This is a genomic window from Pseudomonas sp. GP01-A4 (genome assembly GCF_058780865.1).
This window is the reverse complement of record NZ_JBYSWF010000011.1, coordinates 1-18,293: the sequence shown is the minus strand read 5'-3', so window position 1 is coordinate 18,293 and position 18,293 is coordinate 1. Positions and strand designations below refer to the sequence as shown.

At 62.6% G+C, this 18,293-nt stretch carries 11 protein-coding genes and 1 pseudogene; 7 read left to right on the top strand and 5 right to left on the bottom strand.

Annotated elements, in window-relative coordinates:
- Window positions 1–91 precede the first annotated feature (91 nt).
- From AC3WKX_RS09425 to AC3WKX_RS09400, 6 genes and pseudogenes are all read left to right on the top strand, one after another.
- Window positions 92–1,531: a YfcC family protein gene (locus AC3WKX_RS09425; RefSeq protein WP_102604483.1), complete on the top strand. Its 1,440-nt coding sequence runs from the start codon at window positions 92–94 to the stop codon at window positions 1,529–1,531.
- A gap of 19 nt (window positions 1,532–1,550) precedes the next feature.
- On the top strand, window positions 1,551–3,353 hold the full coding sequence (locus AC3WKX_RS09420) for a CocE/NonD family hydrolase (protein WP_102604482.1): 1,803 nt from the start codon (window positions 1,551–1,553) through the stop codon (window positions 3,351–3,353).
- A 64-nt stretch (window positions 3,354–3,417) separates the two neighbouring features.
- Window positions 3,418–6,351 (top strand): dermonecrotic toxin domain-containing protein, encoded by a 2,934-nt coding sequence (locus tag AC3WKX_RS09415; RefSeq protein WP_256579723.1) that lies wholly within the window; start codon window positions 3,418–3,420, stop codon window positions 6,349–6,351.
- Window positions 6,258–9,176, top strand: coding sequence for a membrane-targeted effector domain-containing toxin (locus AC3WKX_RS09410; protein ID WP_256579722.1), 2,919 nt, complete (start codon window positions 6,258–6,260; stop codon window positions 9,174–9,176). Before AC3WKX_RS09415 ends, AC3WKX_RS09410 begins: the two co-directional genes overlap by 94 nt.
- A 151-nt stretch (window positions 9,177–9,327) precedes the next feature.
- Window positions 9,328–10,425, top strand: a pseudogene (locus tag AC3WKX_RS09405) (methyl-accepting chemotaxis protein); the annotation flags it as partial.
- A complete protein-coding gene (locus AC3WKX_RS09400; protein WP_371132985.1) occupies window positions 10,417–11,280 on the top strand; it encodes a methyl-accepting chemotaxis protein in 864 nt (287 codons plus the stop codon). The pseudogene AC3WKX_RS09405 and the gene AC3WKX_RS09400, both read left to right, overlap by 9 nt.
- Before the next feature lie 651 nt (window positions 11,281–11,931).
- Here AC3WKX_RS09400 and AC3WKX_RS09395 read toward each other — a convergent pair.
- Genes AC3WKX_RS09395 through AC3WKX_RS09380 form a run of 4 tightly spaced genes read right to left on the bottom strand, consistent with a single transcriptional unit; the run spans window position 11,932 to window position 16,074 of the window.
- Complete coding sequence (locus AC3WKX_RS09395) at window positions 11,932–12,300, bottom strand: glyoxalase superfamily protein (RefSeq protein WP_102604481.1); 369 nt, start codon at window positions 12,298–12,300, stop codon at window positions 11,932–11,934.
- A 29-nt stretch (window positions 12,301–12,329) separates the two neighbouring features.
- A complete protein-coding gene (locus AC3WKX_RS09390; protein WP_102604480.1) occupies window positions 12,330–13,793 on the bottom strand; it encodes an N-acyl-D-amino-acid deacylase family protein in 1,464 nt (487 codons plus the stop codon).
- 1 nt (window position 13,794) lies between these two features.
- Window positions 13,795–14,655 (bottom strand): MurR/RpiR family transcriptional regulator, encoded by an 861-nt coding sequence (locus AC3WKX_RS09385; protein WP_102604479.1) that lies wholly within the window; start codon window positions 14,653–14,655, stop codon window positions 13,795–13,797.
- A 15-nt stretch (window positions 14,656–14,670) separates the two neighbouring features.
- Window positions 14,671–16,074: a GntT/GntP/DsdX family permease gene (locus AC3WKX_RS09380; protein WP_017478510.1), complete on the bottom strand. Its 1,404-nt coding sequence runs from the start codon at window positions 16,072–16,074 to the stop codon at window positions 14,671–14,673.
- A 193-nt stretch (window positions 16,075–16,267) separates the two neighbouring features.
- Here AC3WKX_RS09380 and AC3WKX_RS09375 point away from each other — a divergent pair, with 193 nt between their 5' ends.
- Complete coding sequence (locus AC3WKX_RS09375; protein ID WP_102604478.1) at window positions 16,268–16,660, top strand: lysozyme inhibitor LprI family protein; 393 nt, start codon at window positions 16,268–16,270, stop codon at window positions 16,658–16,660.
- Between the two features lie 129 nt (window positions 16,661–16,789).
- Here AC3WKX_RS09375 and AC3WKX_RS09370 read toward each other — a convergent pair whose 3' ends face one another.
- Window positions 16,790–18,235, bottom strand: coding sequence for a SulP family inorganic anion transporter (locus AC3WKX_RS09370; RefSeq protein ID WP_102604477.1), 1,446 nt, complete (start codon window positions 18,233–18,235; stop codon window positions 16,790–16,792).
- Between the last annotated feature and the right edge of the window lie 58 nt (window positions 18,236–18,293).

The window sequence follows — 18,293 nt, the reverse complement described above, 5'->3', positions numbered from 1 at the left end:
ATAACGTTGTCGCCGCTAAAACTTTGCCCTAGTGTCCGCTCCACAAGTGTCACCCGACACAACAATAACAGCGCACACCGGGGCAACCAGCATGACCGAACCGCAGATCGTCCGTACCCACTCGCCCACTGATACGCCGGTGGAAAAACCCGCGCAGCGCAAGCAGATCAACCCGGCCCTCATTCTGCTGAGCATCGTGCTGCTGGCTGTCGCCTTCACCTACGCGGTGAACTCGGGCAAGTTCCAGCGCCAGAACGGCCTGGTGGTTCCGGGCTCCTATCAGGTGCTGGAAAAGCACGACTCCCTGGGCCAACTGTTCTCCCTCGAACCGCGCAAGGCCAGCGATACGGTCGCTCGGCCGGTATCGTTGGTCGAGGGCTTCATGGCCATTCCCCAAGGCATCGAAAAACGCGCCGCGCTGATTTTCATGGTGCTGTTCATCGGTGGGATGTTCGGCGTGTTGAACAAGGCCGGTGTGATTGATGCCGGTCTCGAACGCCTGCTGGGGTTGACCCGGGGCAATATCTACGTGCTGGTGCCCAGCCTGATGCTGGTGTTTTCCGCCGGCAGCACCTTCATGGGCCTGGCCAAGGAATTCATCCTGATCGTGCCGTTGATGGTGGCCATGGCCAACCGCTTGGGGCTGTCGAACCTGATCGGCCTGGCCATCGTGGCCATCTCGGTGAAGATCGGCTACCTGGCCTCCATCTCCAACCCGGTGGCGCTGTCCGTGGCGCAGCCGATGGTGGGGCTGCCGATTTTCAGCGGCCTGAGCATGCGCGTCCTGGCCTACTGCACGTTCCTGCTGGTGGGCATCGCGTTCGTACTGTGGAGTATCCGCAAGCACGGGTTTGATGCCAGCGCGCAGATCACCTTCGAACGCAAACCGCTGCCCCTGCGCCACCTGCTGAACCTGATCGTGCTGGGGGCCGGCATTGGTTTCCTGGTGTACGCCTCGAACCGCTGGGAGTGGAAATACCACGAGCTGTCGGCGTTCTACCTGCTGCTGACCGTGGCGTTCAGCGTAATCGCCGGCCTGGGTGCCAGCACCGCCGCCAGCGCCTTTGTCGACGGCATGAAAAAGGTGCTGATCGCCGGTGTGTTGATCGGCCTGGCGACCGCCGTGGAAATCATCCTCAGCACCGGCCAGGTGCTCGACACCATCGTCAACAGCCTCGCCAATCTGGTGGGTGATCATGGCCCGGTGGTCTCTGCCTACGGCATGTTCTTCGCACAACTGGGGCTGGATGTACTGATCCCGTCCACCTCGGGGCAGGCGGCGGTGACCATGCCGATCTTCGGGCCGCTGGGACAGCTCTCCGGCGTCAGCCCGCAAACCACGGTGTTCGCGTTTTTGATGGGCAACGGCCTGACCAACATGATCACCCCGACCTCCAGCGGCCTGTTGGTATTGCTGGCCACCGCCAACGTCGGCTGGGGCCAGTGGGCACGCTACATCCTGCCGCTGTTTCTGATCTATGCGGTGCTGGCGATGGTGTTGTTGGCCATTGCCGTAGGCACCGGGTACTGAACCCATGAGTGTTTTTCCCATGCAGACGTTGCACAACCAGATGATCGCCATGCGCGACGGCATCCACCTGGCCACCGATATCTACTTGCCCCACGGTCCAGGCCCTTTTCCGGTGGTGATCGAACGCACCCCGTACGACAAGAGCAAACCATCGCGCTCGGAAATCCAGCTCGACGGCCAGCATATTTCCCGCGAGCAAATGGCCGCGCGGTTCACGGCCCAGGGCTTTGTCGCGATCTTCCAGGATTGCCGCGGGCGCTATGCCTCCGAAGGCGTGTTCACCAAATACACCGCAGAGGGCGAAGACGGTTGCGACACCCTGGCATGGATCGTCGAGCAGCCGTGGTGCAACGGCAAGATTGGCAGCATGGGCCTGTCCTACGCCGCCCACACGCAACTGGCGATGGCCTGCCTGCATCCGCCGGGCCTCGCCAGCATGGTGCTGGACAGCGGCGGCTTCGCCAACGCCTACCAATGCGGGATTCGCCAGGGCGGCGCGCTGGAGCTCAAGCAGGCCACCTGGGCGTTTCGCCAGGCCAAGGAAAGCCCGGCGGCACTGGCGGATCCGAAGATCCTCGAAGCCCTCGAACAGGAAGACATCCACCAGTGGTTCAAGCGCATGCCGTGGCACGCCGGGCAATCGCCCCTGCGGCATGTGCCGGAGTACGAAGCCTATCTGCTGGAGCAGTGGGCCCAGGGCGACTTCGGCCCGTACTGGCAAGCGCCGGGCATCTACGCCGAGGGGCATTACCACGATCTGCCGGATATCCCGGTGCTGTTCATGTCCAGTTGGTACGACGCCTATGTCAGTTCGACCCTCGCCAACTACGCGGCGTTTTGCGCCGGCAGTACGGCGCAGCATCAGTTGATCATGGGCCCCTGGCTGCATGGTGATCGCAATATCACTCACAGTGGCGATGCGCAATTTGGTGCGCCAGCGGCTTTCGACGGGCAGGTGGCGAAAGACTGGCTGAGCTGCCGCCTGGACTGGTTTGAACGCACCCTCAAGGGTTCGCCGCTGCCCGCCCCCGCGGCGGTGAAGGTGTTCTTGATGGGCGGTGGCACCGGTGAGCGCGATCAACAGGGGCGCTTGCAACATGGCGGGCACTGGATCGACAGTCATCAATGGCCGCTACCGGATAGCCGGCAACTCACCCTGCACCTCACCGCACAACGCCAACTGCAACCTGAACCGCCGACCACCGAGGGCCAGCTCAGCTACTGCGCCGACCCGGCCGATCCGGTGCCGACCATCGGTGGCGCCCTGACCTCCGGCGCGCCGATTTTTGTCGGCGGCGCTTTCGACCAACGCGAGCGGGCGGACTTCTTCGGTACCCGTGGCGACCAGCGCCCCCTGGCCGAGCGCAGCGATGTCTTAAGCTTCCAGACCGAGCCACTCAGCCACGACCTGATCGTCGCAGGCCCGCTGCGCGTGGAACTGTGGATCGACAGCGATGCGCCCGACACCGACTTCACCGCCAAACTGGTCGACGTCTACCCGGACGGCTACGCCATGAACATCACCGACGGCATCCTGCGGGCCCGCTACCGAAACACCTGGGAGCACCCCACCCTGCTGACCCCGGGTGAGCGGGTCAAGGTGGTGATCGAACCCTTCGCCACCTGCAATCTGTTCCAGCGCGGCCACCGGTTGCGCCTCGACATCGCCAGCAGCAACTTCCCGCGCTTTGACGTCAACCCCAACAGCGGCGAAGCACCCGGCCAGGCAGAACATCCCAGGGTGGCGCGCAACACGCTACACCTGAGTACCGATTGCCCGTCACGCCTGATACTGACCGTGGTCGAGGCCTTGAGTAACTAACTACCGCCATCCACACGCCGAGACTGCGCACCCTCAGGGACCATTGACTCCCTGAGGACCGGCCATGCCCGCCCAGCCCCCGAACACATCACCACTTACCCCGGAACAACTGAACGGCTACCTGCTGCAAATCGGTCATCGTCTACAGATTTTCCCCAACGGCCACGCACCGGCAGCGCAGTCTTCTACCGAGTTGCTGGAGGTGCAGGCATTGCACACCGCCCTGGCAGAAGAAAGCCGCTGGAGCCTGCAGAACGCACAAGTGCATTACACCGTCCCCGGCGACTGGGTGATCCAGGGCGAGCCCGGCCGGTTGAACCGCACGCGCATCAGCCAGGCATTGCACAAGAAGCTGGCCGCCCTGGAAATCGAAAGGCGTCCCAACGGCCATTTACGCAAGAACTGGATACTCGACAGCCATCAGCCGATGCTGGAGGCCGAGGCCAGGCTGAAGGTCAAGGATCGCCTGCTCAGCCCTGCCGACCAGCTGCTGGTGACGAATATCGTCAGCGGCCCCGAGCTGCGCCCGGGTATCCATCGCCTGACGTTTCGCTACCGCCAGCAGGCCATCGAGTTCGCCGGGGTGTTCATACTCACCCGCAGCCAAACACCGGTAACCCACCTGGAGATCGAGGACGGCGATGTGTTGCTGTTCACCCCTTCCAGAGGCCTGGAGGCTTTCACCTCACTCAAACACCTGGATCGCACGTTGCAAGAGCGCATGAAGCAGGCGGCCTGGCGCCAGGAGCTGCTGCAACACTTGCCGCGCCGTTACCAGCACTTGCGCGCGGCAAGTATCTGGCCGCTGGTGCCAGAGCCTATCGACAGCCTCCCGCTGAACGAACACACCTACAATGCCCTGCAGGACAAACAACATCAGGACATCGCGTTTGCCCTTGGCCTGGACGGCCACCCCGCGCCGACAGACGTCGCCAGAATGACCCTCGAACTGGACCAGGCGCTGCGCTGCTCGCCTTGGGACTTGTCCTCGCGCCTGGAACTGCGCGCGCAACAGTTACTGGAAAAACTGCTCCACGAATCCGCCCCCGACTGGTACCGCAGCGCCAATGAGGCCCAGCGCAAAACCCTCGCCGAGCACCTGCGCACCTATGAACACCTCAGCCTGCAAGTGCTGGCGCTGCTCGGCCCGGCCGCCTCGCCGGAGGCCATGGCGCGCCTGCAATTGCTTGAGCACCTGGACGACGACCTGGATATCCAGGGCCTGATCCCCGAGCAACTGCAGATCAGCACCGAGCGCACCCTTAAGTCGGGCAACTCGTACAACCAGCACAACAACCTGGTGCAACTGGCGGTACGTGGCTTGCACCGTGGCGATGAACACGCCGGTTCCGAGTTTCTCGAGCACACCCAACTGACCTACGCCCAGCAGCCATTGCCGCCCGAGTTCCAGGACGTCACCCCGGCTTACCTCGCCGAGCTGCTGGCCAAGGTTCAACCAAGCCTGACCTTCGCCGAAGAACAAAAGCGCGCCCACAGTTTGCCCGCCGTACAGGAAGCCATGCAGCAGATGCTCGACAGCCGCCTGCACGCGCTGGCCTACAGTGCATCGTTGCAAAACCATATCAGCGCGGACGACTACGCACTGCTGCAAACCCTGAGTGAAGGCCCCTCGCCCACACTCACTGCCTGCTGCCTGTTCCTGCACAAGGCTCCGCTCAAGGACCTGTGGGTGCTGCGCCAGACCGATGCAACGGGCGCGGTCAAACGCTTGCTGCTGTGCACGCCTCACGCGCCACGCGCCGAACAGTTCCAGGCCTTTGGCAGCGAGCGGGAATTGCAGGCGCATATCCTCGGCTGGAGCCAGGAGATAGCGTCCGCTCCAGGTTCTCGCAGCATGAAAGACTACCTGCTTGAACAGTTGGTCAGCCGGATCCGGCCCAAATACAGCGCGATGCTTTCCGCCCTGGGTTTTACCCCGGCCAGCCTTGAGTATTTGATGATCAGTTTCGGCGCGCCCTCCACCTACGAGGCCTGCCTGGTGGAAATGAGCACCACGACGCTGGCCATGCAGGCCGATGAATACCTGTATCAGATGCCCAAGTGGCTGAGCCAGGCATCGGCAGCCGACCGACAGAAACTCGCCGATCTCAAGGAACAGGCACTGGGCGCGGCACAGGCCTACGCCGCAAGCCCGGGTAGCCCACAACAGTTTCCCGACTTCGACAGTTACTTGCACAAGGCGGCAAAAGCCGCCCTCAACCAACTGCTCGGCAACCCGATCCCGGCGGTAGACCCAAACCTCGTGGGCGTGATCACCCCGCGCGAACGCGTCAGCTACACCACGCTGTACCGCAACGGCTACGACGCCAGCCTGGGCTTTATCAACCCCGACGCCAGTACCACCGCGCAGTTCAAGGGACCGCCCGGCGTCGACCTGAGTCGACTCACCGCGCAAACGGTGAGCAACTCGGTCAGAGGCACCTGGATCGGTGATCGCTATGTCGCCGAGGTCGAGAAAACCCTGCTGGACCCGCAAGGCCCCCACTATGCATGGCGCCGCAATATGGCCCTGGAGGTTGCCCAACTGCACATGCACGTCGCTGCGCTTGAGTGCTGCCTGCAAGGCTGCCTGGCAACAAGCGACCTGGCCTGGCTGGAAAAAAGCATCGACAGCCTGGCCGATAACAGCGATGCCATGCGCAATCGGTATCGGCTCTATCCCCTGCACATCAGCGGGCAAGTGATCGATGGCTGCTACCTGTTCCACCACGCCAACGACCTGCCCCTGCTCTACACCCCGCACGTACCGGATGGCATCGCCTTCAGGCCGCAACGGGAATTCAACGAACGCCTGAAAAACCTTGAAGGCATGGACACCTACTACATCAGCCGGGTCGCCAGCGTTGAGCGCGCGGCGTTGAGCGCGCGGCGTTCGAGCCGAGGTTGCATGCGTTGGTGGCCGGCCTGCCGGCACAGCTCAAGGGGCTGTATTCCAAGCCGGTGTTCGACGAAGTGCCTCGCACCGCACTGCCGCTGAAGAACCTGCATTACCACACCTACGACAAAAAGCTGCGTCACCGTATCGACGAAGTCAAAAGCACCACCACCGGGCGCTTGCAGATGATCATGGAACTGGTCAGCGTCATCGGCGAAATCACCATTGCCGTGCTGACCGCGCCCTTCCCGGCACTGAGCCTGGCCTTGGGCGGCTTGCTGGTGTTCAAGGATTCGATGCTCGCCCTGCATGCCTACAGCCGCAACGACACCGCCGCCGCGCTGGGACACTATCTGGGTGCGCTGCTCAATGCCGGCGGGACGTTGTTGACCGACCTGCGGCCCCTGCTGTTCGCCCCCGTCAAGCTCGCCCGTCCGCCGTTGCGCCATATTGCCCGGGTGACCAAGGACCAACAGGCCATGAGCTTGATCAAGCAACTGCAACCGCAACCCCCATTGCCCCAGGGCATGCAGCCCGTGCTGTTTGCCGGCGACAGCCTGTGGGCCTCGCACACCCCGGACAGCCTGGGGCGATTCCTGTTGTTTCGCTACGACAACACCAGCGGGCAATTGCGCTCCACCGGCAAGCTGGTGAACCAGACGGTGGACGGCCAGTGGCAGCGCTCCGGTGTCATCGGTGGCATGCCTGGCCCTGAAAGACTCGGCCAGCCCTATGAGTTGTCGGAAAAGTTTCGTCGCGACGTATCGGCTGTCATCGCCCCCGAGGACCGGTCGGCGCTGTTCCTGCAAATCGCCTACCTGGATCGAGACCTCAATACCCACAGCATCTGGATCTCGCGTCGGCAACTCGCCCCGGCACTCAAACAGCACCTGGACAATGTCAGGGCCCTGACGGATGACGCCGACGCGTTTTTTGCACGGTTGCCCGCCGTGGTTCCCCGGGCCGAAACCCTGAACCCGGCGCCAGACATTGCCCTGCGTGACTTGCTCAAGCTGCTGATCGATGACGCGCACCACCTGGTAGTGGGCGAGGCACCGTTTTCCACCGCAGCTAAACAGGTGCTGATCGAAAACATGCAATACCTGCGCGAACTGAAAGTCACGGTTCTCTATATCGAGCCGCTGTGGCGCGACATTCATCACCTGAAAACCCATTCACGGTTTTCCAGTGGTCTCTCCAAACGGGCCGAGGGCCAGCTCAAATCCATCGACAAGGAAAATTACCGCGACCCCGACGGGTTGCACGGCCACTGGATGCTGGTAAACACCGCGCAACAGCACGGGATTGAGGTTCGGCCGTTGAACGCCTCAAGCTCCTACGACCTGGAAAACACCCTGTGCCTGTTTGATTCACGTCCGGCCCCGATTCGCTCCAACCGGCTGACCAACTTTTACTCCCACACCCTCATCAACGACGACCAGGCGAAAAAACCGGGCGAACGCTGGATAGCGTTGGTTGATCAAAAACGCATGAGCACCTATCGCGGCACGCCGGGCCTGGCCGACCTGCAAAAGAGCATTGCCCTGCGGGTCGACGACGCCTTCGACCAACCCACCCGAGTCATCGCGGATGTGGCCGGCGGCATTCCCGGCGATGCCCTGGCCAAGGGCGACCTGAAGCTGTCGTTGCACACGGCACGCCAACCGGCGCCGCACCCGGGCCCCTCGGTGGAGCGCTCACATGCGCTACGGCCAACGCGCCCTCTGCCTGTTGAGGCGCCGCGCCACTTCACTACCTTTGACCTCCCCCATGAACACCTGGGCCTGATCAGCGAGGAAATCACCTTGCCGATAGGCACGCGTGAAGCGCTCTTCGCCACCGCCTACAGGGAGACCGCCAGCAGCCGTCGCGCAGCGCAAACCACCTTCGACCAGACCCGCAAAAAACTTCAGGATCAGGCCCAGGCGTTTTTTACCGAACACACACCGCCTGCTCGGGGAGCACTGCCTGTGGTCGACCCGGCCCTGGATGAGGCGAAGTTTATCGACCAACTGCTGGGCACCGCCGATGGCCTGGTAGTCGGCGAAGCCCACGCCGGTACGTCGAGCAAAGGCTTCCTCAGCCGGCACATGGAATACCTGAAGGGCCCGCGAGAAGTAAAAACCCTGTACATGGAGCAACTCACCACCGAGCTGCATCAGGCCGACCTGGATATCGTCCACAGCCTGGGCTTTATGCCAGATGAACTGTGGAGCTACCTCAACGCATTGGACAAAGGCCACGGCGTACCGGCCGACAGCCCCTACGGTTTTGTCAGCCTGGTGCAGGTGGCGATGAAGCATAACGTGCGGATCCGCGCACTCGACTGTGTCGCCAGCTTGCGGGTGGACGGCATGCCCGCCTCCAGGACATCAATGTTCAACTACTTTGCGACCCAGGTGATCCGCGCCGATCAGCTTCAACAGCGGCCACACAAGTGGGTCGCACTGGTAGGCGAAACGCACGCCAATACCCATCGCGGCGTGCCGGGCATTGCCGAGCTCAACAACGGCATCAGTCTGCTGCTGGACGATGTGCCTCCCGGCTCGGCCAGCGGCTTTGTGCGTGAGCCCGCCAGCGTCCAGGCGCTGCCGCGCGAGCAGCAATGGCCACTGGTGCGCTACGACTTCAAGAAAAACGTCGAAGTCGCCGGTGCGCCATTGCCGCTACCTGCCACGCCCGCACCACCCCTCAGCCTCGAACAACGCCTGCGGCGCAAAGGCGACTACCTGCTTCAGCGCACCCTGGACGACGGTTTGGAGATGGTCCATAAAAACCGCGACGGCGTACTGGTCCACACCGCGTTGCAGCAGGATGCCAGGGGGCACTTCGTCAATCGCTGGAACCTGGATGACCGCCGTTTCATCAGCAGGGAAGCGTTGATCGACATCATCACCACCAGCAAAAGAATGCGCCAAGTCCACTGACCCTCGCACCGCCCTCTGCATGAGGGCGGTGCGACCGCTCGTCGCTCACGTTCCATAAATCCTGCCCTCACGAAAAAACCGTTTCAGCTCTCGCCAGGGCTGCCGATACCTCCTGACTACCCATCGGCTGGTCGCTACTTCCAGCAACCGGATGTACCCGCAAATCTGTTCCTGGAGGAATGCGATGAATAGTTGGTTCGGCAACATCAGCGTCAATATGAAACTGGGCCTGGGCTTCGGCCTGGTACTGGTCCTCACCTCGATCCTCGCGCTCACCGGCTGGACCAGCCTGGGCGGCCTGATCGACCGCAGCAACTGGATGAGCGACATCACCCAGCTCAACGCTTCGCTGACCAAGTTGCGCATCGTGCGCCTGCAATACATGTTGGCCAACGGCGACGAAGCCGTGGCGCAAAACGTGCAGACCAACCTCGACGGTTTTGTCGCCCAGCAACAGAAGCTGCTGGACAGCTTCAAGAGCCCGGACAACCTCAAGCTGCTCAATGAGCAAAAAGCGATCATCACCGCTTACCAGCAGTCCTTGAACAAAATGCGCGAGGCCTACCGCAACGGTAACGCCGCGCGCCAGGTCATGGGCGACAAGGCTGACATCGCCAATGCGCAGATCAGTGCCCTGGACGCCAGCGTGCGCCAGATGCCCGAGAGCACCGAGCGCTTTGCCCAGTTCGAGGCCGTGACCAGCGCCAAGGAACAGTTCCAGTTGGCCCGCTACGAAGTGCGCGGCTACACCGGCAACGTCAACGCCGAGACTGAAGCCCGCGCTGCCGCGCAGATCGAGAAAGCCATCGACGGTCTGAAAGGCCTGCACGCAGCGTTTGGCGCCAGCCAACAGCCTGCACTGACCGCCCTGGAAACCGCCCTCGGCGCCTATCGCAGCGCGGTGCAGAACTACAAGGCGGCCAACGCCAACATCGTCTCGGCCCGGGCAGAAATGACCACCCAGGGCACCGACATTGTCACCATCAGCGACAAGCTGTACGACATCCAGCTGCAACGCCGCGACGCCGAAAGCGCCCAGGCCCGCAGCCTGCAACTGATCAGCACATTGCTGGCCTTGCTGGTGGGCATCGTGGCTGCGGTGATCATCACCCGCCAGATCACCCGCCCACTGCGCGAGACCCTTGCCGTAGTGGAGCGCATCGCTTCCGGCGACCTGAGCCACAACATCCAGGTGACCCGCCGCGACGAACTCGGCGTGTTGCAGCAAGGCATTCAGCGCATGGGCACCACCCTGCGTGAACTGATCAGCGGCATCCGTGACGGCGTGACCCAGATCGCCAGCGCCGCCGAAGAGCTGTCGGCCGTGACCGAACAGACCAGTGCCGGGGTCAACAGCCAGAAGATCGAGACCGATCAAGTGGCCACCGCCATGCACGAAATGACTGCCACCGTGCAGGAAGTCGCACGCAACGCCGAACAAGCGTCCCAGGCTGCCTCGGCCGCCGACGGTGAAGCCCGTGCCGGTGACAAGGTGGTGGCCGAAGCCATCGCCCAGATCGAACGCCTGGCAGCTGAAGTGGCACGCTCCACCGACGCCATGACGCACCTGCAACAAGAGAGCAACAAGATCGGCAGCGTGATGGACGTGATCAAGGCCGTGGCCGAGCAGACCAACCTGCTGGCGCTCAACGCCGCCATCGAAGCCGCCCGTGCCGGTGAAGCCGGTCGCGGTTTTGCGGTGGTCGCCGATGAGGTGCGCGGCCTGGCCCAGCGCACCCAGAAATCCACCGAAGAAATCGAAGGCCTGGTGGCCGGTTTGCAGAACGGCACCCAGCAAGTGGCCGCCGTGATGAACAACAGCCGCAGCCTCACCGACAGCAGCGTCGAACTGACGCGCAAGGCCGGTGTGTCACTGGAAAACATCACCCGTACGGTGTCGAATATCCAGTCGATGAACCAGCAGATCGCCGCAGCCGCCGAGCAGCAGAGTGCCGTGGCGGAAGAGATCAGCCGCAGTATCGTGAATGTGCGGGACGTGTCGGAGCAGACGGCAGCGGCCAGTGACGAGACGGCCAAGTCAAGTGTGGAACTGGCGCGTTTGGGCGGGCAGTTGCAGCAGATGGTCAGCCATTTCCGGGTGTAGATCCCAGGCACAAAAAAGCCGCCCCGGTCGAAACCGGGGCGGCCCACTTCTCAGACCTTAACGGTCATCAAAGCTGTCCCGCAGGAATTTCCACACGTGATAAACACGCAGGGAGTTCACTACGAGGTCCCACGTACGTCGTGCAAACTTGGACATACTCGGCCCTCCATCAGTTGGGCCTACCTCCAGCGCACTTACCGGAACACGTGAGCCTTCGGACGCAGGTCAATGCTTCCAGTGAGGCGGCCGGGCTTTGGTTCCTCCCGCATGAATCCGGCACGGATTACTAGCCCGTGGCGTTCGGTCCATAAATTCGCGCGCGTACCCAGCCCACCTACAAACGACATACACAGAACGGGGGCGATACTAACGAACATCCCGCTCAAAGGTGTGACCTGGGAGAACTAATCCACCGGTAACGCTCCAAGAATTTATTGCCAGTTTTTGCAGTCGTCCTTAAATAGCGTAGATCTCAAAGAACTGAAAACACCGAGTGTCACCAGGCCTTGCGTGATGCCTGAACCGACAGTAGTATCCGGTCAGCAGGTCAATGCTTCCGGTGAGGCGCAACCCCAGCCGCGAACTGGGATTGCAATAAAAAACCGCCCTACTAAGGCGGTTTTTTATTGCCTGCGATTTATGCGCGCAGCCTCAGCTGCTGACTTCTTCAACAAACACCAACCGGTTCCCCGACGGGTCCCTGATGCTCATCTCGCGGCTGCCCCACGGCGTGTCTTCAATACCGGGCTTGGCGTTGCGGTAATGCTTGGCCAGCAACTGTTGCTGGTACGCTTCCAGCCCTTGGGCCTGAATCCGCACCGCCGCACCCGGCGTGCAGTCGCCATGGTGCTCGGACAAGTGCAGCACGCAGTCCCCCAGCGACACCTGCAGGTACAGCGGAAAGTTGTCTTCAAACCGGTGCTGCCAATCGACCTTGAACCCCAGGAAATCGACGTAGAACTCCAACGTTTTGGCCTCGTCGAAACTGCGCAAGATGGGGGTGACTTTTCCTAAGTGCATGGCGATTGCTCCGTATTTGAGAGCGGCCACTATACGGCCGCAAACCCCTTACGCAAATCCCCGCTGCGCGCCAGGAATCGTCCGGGACGCTGCCCGTTGGCTTGACCGTCTCTGTAGCTAAGCACGCCATTGACCCACACACCGTCAATCCCTTCCGCCGCGCGCTGCGGCTCTTTGAAGTCCGCCACATCCCGCACCCGCAACGGATCAAACAGCACCAGGTCGGCCCAGTGTCCTTCACGGATTTCACCGCGCTCGGCCAAGCCAAAGCGCGCTGCCGACAAGCCAGTCATCTTGTGCACGGCGGTGTGCAGCGGGAACAAGCCAAGGTCCCGGCTGAAATGCCCCAATACCCGGGGAAACGCGCCCCACAGACGTGGATGAGGAAACGGATCTTCCGGCAAACCATCCGAGCCAATCATCGACAGCGGATGTGCCAGGATGCGCTGCACGTCGGTCTCGTCCATGCCGTAATACACCGCCCCGGCGGGTTGCAGGCGGCGGGCGGCGTCCATCAGCGGCACCGCCCACTCGGCGGCGATATCCTGCAGATCCCGCCCGCCCATTTCCGGATGCGGCCCAGACCAGGTGATGGTGATGCGAAACGCATCGGTGACTTGCTTGAGGTCCAGGGTCGAAGAGCTGGCCGCATACGGGTAGCAATCGCAGCCCACCGGGTGGGTCTTCGCCGCGTGTTCCAGCGAGGCCAACAACTGCGGACTACGCCCCCAGTTACCGGCCCCCGCGCACTTGAGGTGGGAAATGATCACCGGCGCCTTGGCATGCCGGCCGATCAGAAAAGCCTCGTCCATCGCCTCCAGCACCGGTTCGAATTCGCTGCGCAAATGGGTGGTGTACACCGCGCCATAAGCCGTCAGTTCTTCACTCAACTGCAGCACTTCATCGGTCTCGGCGTTGAAGGCGCTGGCGTATGCAAGCCCGGTGGATAAACCCAGGGCACCGTCCGCCAGACTCTCCTGCAACTGCACGCGCATCGCGGTGATTTCACCCGGCGTGGCGGTACGGTGCAGGTCGTCCATATGGTTGCTGCGCAGCGCGGTGTGGCCGATCAGCGCCGCCACATTGACGGCCGGGTGGGCGTTTTCCACCGCCGCGCGGTAATCGCTGAACCGTGGGTAGGCAAAGGCCTCAGCGGTGCCCAGCAGGTTCATCGGGTCCGGCGGATCAGCCTGCAAGCTCACGGGCGAGGCGCTGATGCCGCAGTTGCCGACAATCACCGTGGTCACGCCCTGGCTCAGCTTGGGCAGCATCTGCGGGTGACGGATCACCACCGTGTCGTCGTGGGTGTGCACGTCGATAAACCCCGGCGCCAATACGCGCCCGGCAGCGTCGATTTCATGCTCGGCGCTGTCCCGGGACAGGTCGCCGATCTTCTCGATACGGCCCTCGTGCACTGCCACATCGGCGACATAGCCGGGGGTGTTGCTGCCATCAATGATCAGCGCCTGGCGGATCAGCGTGTGGTACTTCATCTCAATCTCCAAGCGGCAGGCTGTCAGGGCCGCCGCGATAATCGTCCAGGGCCAGCTTGATCCGTCGCAGGCGTTCCTGGTTGTCGTCCGGCATGGCCAAGGCCAGCTCGGTGGCGAGCACATCGATGGCCAACAGCATTCCGTAGCGCGCCGCCGTTGGCTTGTAGATAAAACTGGTTTCGGCCGGTTGCAGCGGCAGCAGCACGTCGGCCAACTGCGCCAGCGGTGAATCCGGCAGGGTGATGGCGATGATTTTTGCGCCGTAGTTGCGTGCCAGCGCCACCACGCCCAATACCTCCGGGGTGATGCCGGTCAGCGAGCAGACGATCAGCGCATGCTCCGGGCCCAGGGTGGCGGCGGTCACGCGCATCATCACCGGGTCGTGGCAGGCGTTGATCGCGTAGCCCAGGCGCACCAGGCGCACTTGCAACTCGTCGCTGCACAGGCTCGACGGCCCGCCCATGCCGAACGCGTGGATCATCCGCGCATTGCCCAGCAGGCTCACGGCGTCGACAAAGCTGCGCTGGTTGAAACCGGACAGGTGCCGGCGCAACGTCGCCTCGATATCGCTGAGAATCTGCCGGTGGAACGCCGACTGCTCCGGCAGGCCCGCCGGGTCGAGGAAACGGCTGCCGACACCGCTGGCCTGGGCCAGTTGCAGGCGCAGGTCACGCAGGTCGCGGCAGCCGACGCTGCGGGCAAAACGCGACAAGGTGGCGGTGCTGACCTCGGCCCGTTGGGACAATTCTTCCAGGCTGGCGGACGCTGCAAAGCCGACATCATCGAGCATCAGCCTGGCGATACGCCCTTCGCCGGCGCTGAAGGAATCCTGGCGGGCGCGGATCTGGTAGAGGATGTCCATCGGTTCGGCTCCGGGTTACAAGATGCAGGACAAACCATAAGTCAGACCGAAGGCGACCACCGAAATCAGGGTCTCCAGCACGGTCCAGGTCTTGAAGGTCTGGATCACCGTCATATTGAAGTATTCCTTGATCAGCCAGAAGCCGCCGTCGTTCACGTGGGAAAAGATTACCGAACCCGCGCCGGTGGCCAGCACCAGCAATTCCGGGTGTGGATAACCCAGGCCCATCGCAACCGGTGCGACCACGCCTGAGGCCGTGGTCATGGCCACGGTGGCCGAGCCGGTGGCGATGCGCATCAGCGCGGCGAACAGCCAGCCCATCACCAAAGGCGACAGGTTGAAGGCGTGGGCCAGGCCGAGGATTTCATTGGTGACCCCGGCGTCCACCAGAATCCGGTTCAAACCACCGCCCGCGCCCACCAGCAAGGTGATGCTGGCCGTTGGTGCCAGGCATTCGTTGGTGAACTTGAGGATCGATTCGCGGTTGAAACCCTGGGCCAGGCCGAGGGTCCAGAAGCTCACCAGGGTCGCCACCAGCAGCGCAATCACCGAGTTACCGATAAACAACAGGAACTGGTTAAAGGCGGTGCCCGGTGTGGAAATCAGGTTGGCCCAGCCGCCGATCATCATCAGCACCACCGGTAACAGGATGGTGCCCATGGTCAGGGCGAAACTCGGCAGGCGGGTGCGCGGCTCGCGGTCGATGAACTGGCGTTCCAGCGGGTTTTCCGCCGGCAGGTGAATGTGCGGCACGATAAATTTGGCGTACAGCGGGCCGGCAATGATCGCGGTGGGTATGCCGATCAAAATTGCATACAGCACCGTCTGCCCGACCGAGGCGTTATAGGCCAGCACCGCCATCATCGCCGCCGGATGCGGCGGCACCAGCGCATGCACCACCGACAAGCCGGCCACCATCGGCAGGCCGACCATCAGGATCGACACGCCCACCCGCCGCGCCACGGTAAACGCGATCGGCACCAGCAACACAAAACCGACCTCGAAAAACAGCGGCAGCCCCACCAGGAACGCGATACACACCATTGCCCAGTGCGCGTTACGCTCGCCGAACCGGTTGATCAGCGTGCGCGCCACCTGCTCGGCGCCACCGGACTCGGCCATCATCTTGCCGAGCATGGTGCCCAGCGCGACCACCAGCGCAATATGCCCCAGCGTCTTGCCGACGCCCGCCTCGTAGGAGCCCATGATCGTGTCCGCCGGCATCCCGGCCAACAGCGCCAGGCCGATAGACACCAGGGTGATAACGATAAACGGGTTGAGCCGGTAACGCGCGATCAATACGATCAATGCAATGATGGCGATGGCGGCGTAGATCAACAGCCAATACCCCGGTGATGCGGCCATGCGGTACTCCTCGGAAAGGGTCACGTCGAATAGGTTGTGAAAGTCATAAATCATTACCTAGGTGTATTTTCAATTTTTATGAAAGTAATTTTCGCCCACAGACAAGCCCTGTCGCGCAGGGATATGCCCAGGGTCAGTGGATGAAAATTCGGGGGGCGTTCTTACATGAAGATCGCCGGGGCTGGAAACTCAACTGCGCAGGCCGAGTCTTAGACTGCACACCGACTCATGACCAGGAAAACCCAGAATGAATCGTAACGCCCTGCTTGTTCCTTTCGCCGCCGGCGCACTGTTGCTGGCCTTGTGCGGCACGGCCTCGGCCGATGAGAACCCGGCACTGAAAAAATGCATGGACGGCGCCAACACCACCGCCGACATGGTCGATTGCAACGCCAAGGAAACCAAGGTGCAGGACGCGCGCCTGAATACCGCCTACAAAACCGCGATGACCGCGATGGAAGGCAACCGCAAGCAGCAATTGCAGGACGTCCAGCGCCAGTGGCTCAAGTTTCGCGATGCCAATTGCGGCTTCATCGGCTCGGCCACCGGCGGCACCATTGATCAGGTCAACGGCTCCGGCTGCGTGTTGGACATGACCCAGACCCGCGCCCAGGAATTGGAAAACCTGGTCGGACCATGATCGTTCCCACGCTCTGCGTGGGAATGCATCTTGTGACGCTCCGCGTCACGATTTTAAGAGCGGACGCGGAGCGTCCAAAGCGGCGTTCCCACGCAGAGCGTGGGAACGATCATCGCACTTCAACAACGGTCAGTCGTGCTGCACCCGGGCGCGCTTGAGCAGTTTGCGGCAGCGCTCGGACAGGTGCAGCACCCGCAAATGCTTGCCGGCCTTGGTGTAGCGCTCGCGCAGGGTCATCAACGCAGCAATCGCTGAATAGTCGACGAAGCTCAAGTGACGGCAATCCAGCGTCACCTGGGCCGGGTCGTTGGCCGGATCGAAGCGATTCAAAAACGGCGTGGTCGAGGCAAAAAACAGCGTGCCGTGCATCCGATAGAGTTTGCTGCCGTCCGCTTCCATGTGCTCATCCGCGTACAGCTCGCGCGCTTGCTGCCAGGCGAAGTTCAGCGCCGCAATCACAATCCCGCACAGCACCGCCGTCGCCAGGTCGGTGAACACGGTAATCACCGTCACCGCCATGATCACCAGCACGTCGTTGAGCGGCACCTTGTTGATCACCCGCAACGAAGCCCAGGCAAACGTCTGCTGGGACACCACAAACATCACCCCCACCAGCGCCGCCAGCGGAATGCGCTCGATCAGCGGTGACAGAAACAGAATGAACAGCAGGATCATCACCCCGGCAAATACCCCGGAGAAGCGCCCGCGCCCACCGGAGCTGAGGTTGATCACGGTTTGCCCGATCATCGCGCAGCCGCCCATGCCGCCGAACAGGCCCGAGACCATGTTGGCGGCACCCAAGGCCACGCTTTCGCGGTCCGGGTAGCCGCGGGTTTCGGTGATTTCGTCGGTGAGGTTGAGGGTCAGCAGGGTTTCCAGCAGGCCGACCATGGCCATCAGGATCGCGTAGGGCGCGATGATGTGCAGGGTTTCGAGGGTCCAGGGAATCTGTGGCAGCGCGAAGGTCGGCAGGCCGCCGGCGATGTGGGCCATGTCGCCCAGGGTGCGGGTCGGCAGGCCGAGCATGTACACCGCCAGGCCTACGCCGAGGATCGCCACCAGGGCTGGTGGTACGGCGCGGGTCAGGCGCGGCAGCAGGTAGACGATGGCCATGGTGGCCGCGACCAGCCCGGTCATTACGTACAGCGGCGTGCCGCTGAGCCAGGTGTCACCGCTCTTGAAATGCTCCAGCTGCGCCAGGGCAATGATGATCGCCAGGCCGTTGACGAACCCGAGCATCACCGGGTGCGGCACCATGCGCACCAGCTTGCCCAGGCGCAACAGGCCGAAGGCGACCATGATCAACCCGCCCAGTAATACCGTGGCCAACAGATACTGCACGCCGTGCTGCACCACCAGCGCGACGATCACCACCGCCATCGAGCCGGCGGCCCCGGAGACCATGCCAGGCCGGCCGCCGAACAGCGCGGTGAGGGTGCAGATGATGAATGCGCCGTAGAGGCCCATTAGCGGGTTGAGATGAGCCACCAGGGCAAAGGCGATGCATTCGGGCAGCAAGGCAAAAGACGTGGTGAGTCCGGCCAGGGCGTCGGCGCGCAGACGGGTGAGGTTCATTGAAGTACCGGGGAGTTGCGGGGGATAAGGCTGGGGATGGTACGGAATTGGGCGGGGT

Bases quoted from the DNA above. Each gene is read 5' to 3' on its own strand.
- AC3WKX_RS09425 (WP_102604483.1), top strand. From the start codon at position 92: ATGACCGAACCGCAGATCGTCCGTACCCACTCGCCCACTGATACGCCG.
- AC3WKX_RS09420 (WP_102604482.1), top strand. From the start codon at position 1,551: ATGCAGACGTTGCACAACCAGATGATCGCCATGCGCGACGGCATCCAC.
- AC3WKX_RS09415 (WP_256579723.1), top strand. From the start codon at position 3,418: ATGCCCGCCCAGCCCCCGAACACATCACCACTTACCCCGGAACAACTG.
- AC3WKX_RS09400 (WP_371132985.1), top strand. From the start codon at position 10,417: ATGGGCACCACCCTGCGTGAACTGATCAGCGGCATCCGTGACGGCGTG.
- AC3WKX_RS09395 (WP_102604481.1), bottom strand. From the start codon at position 12,300: ATGCACTTAGGAAAAGTCACCCCCATCTTGCGCAGTTTCGACGAGGCC.
- AC3WKX_RS09390 (WP_102604480.1), bottom strand. From the start codon at position 13,793: ATGAAGTACCACACGCTGATCCGCCAGGCGCTGATCATTGATGGCAGC.
- AC3WKX_RS09385 (WP_102604479.1), bottom strand. From the start codon at position 14,655: ATGGACATCCTCTACCAGATCCGCGCCCGCCAGGATTCCTTCAGCGCC.
- AC3WKX_RS09380 (WP_017478510.1), bottom strand. From the start codon at position 16,074: ATGATTTATGACTTTCACAACCTATTCGACGTGACCCTTTCCGAGGAG.
- AC3WKX_RS09375 (WP_102604478.1), top strand. From the start codon at position 16,268: ATGAATCGTAACGCCCTGCTTGTTCCTTTCGCCGCCGGCGCACTGTTG.
- AC3WKX_RS09370 (WP_102604477.1), bottom strand. From the start codon at position 18,235: ATGAACCTCACCCGTCTGCGCGCCGACGCCCTGGCCGGACTCACCACG.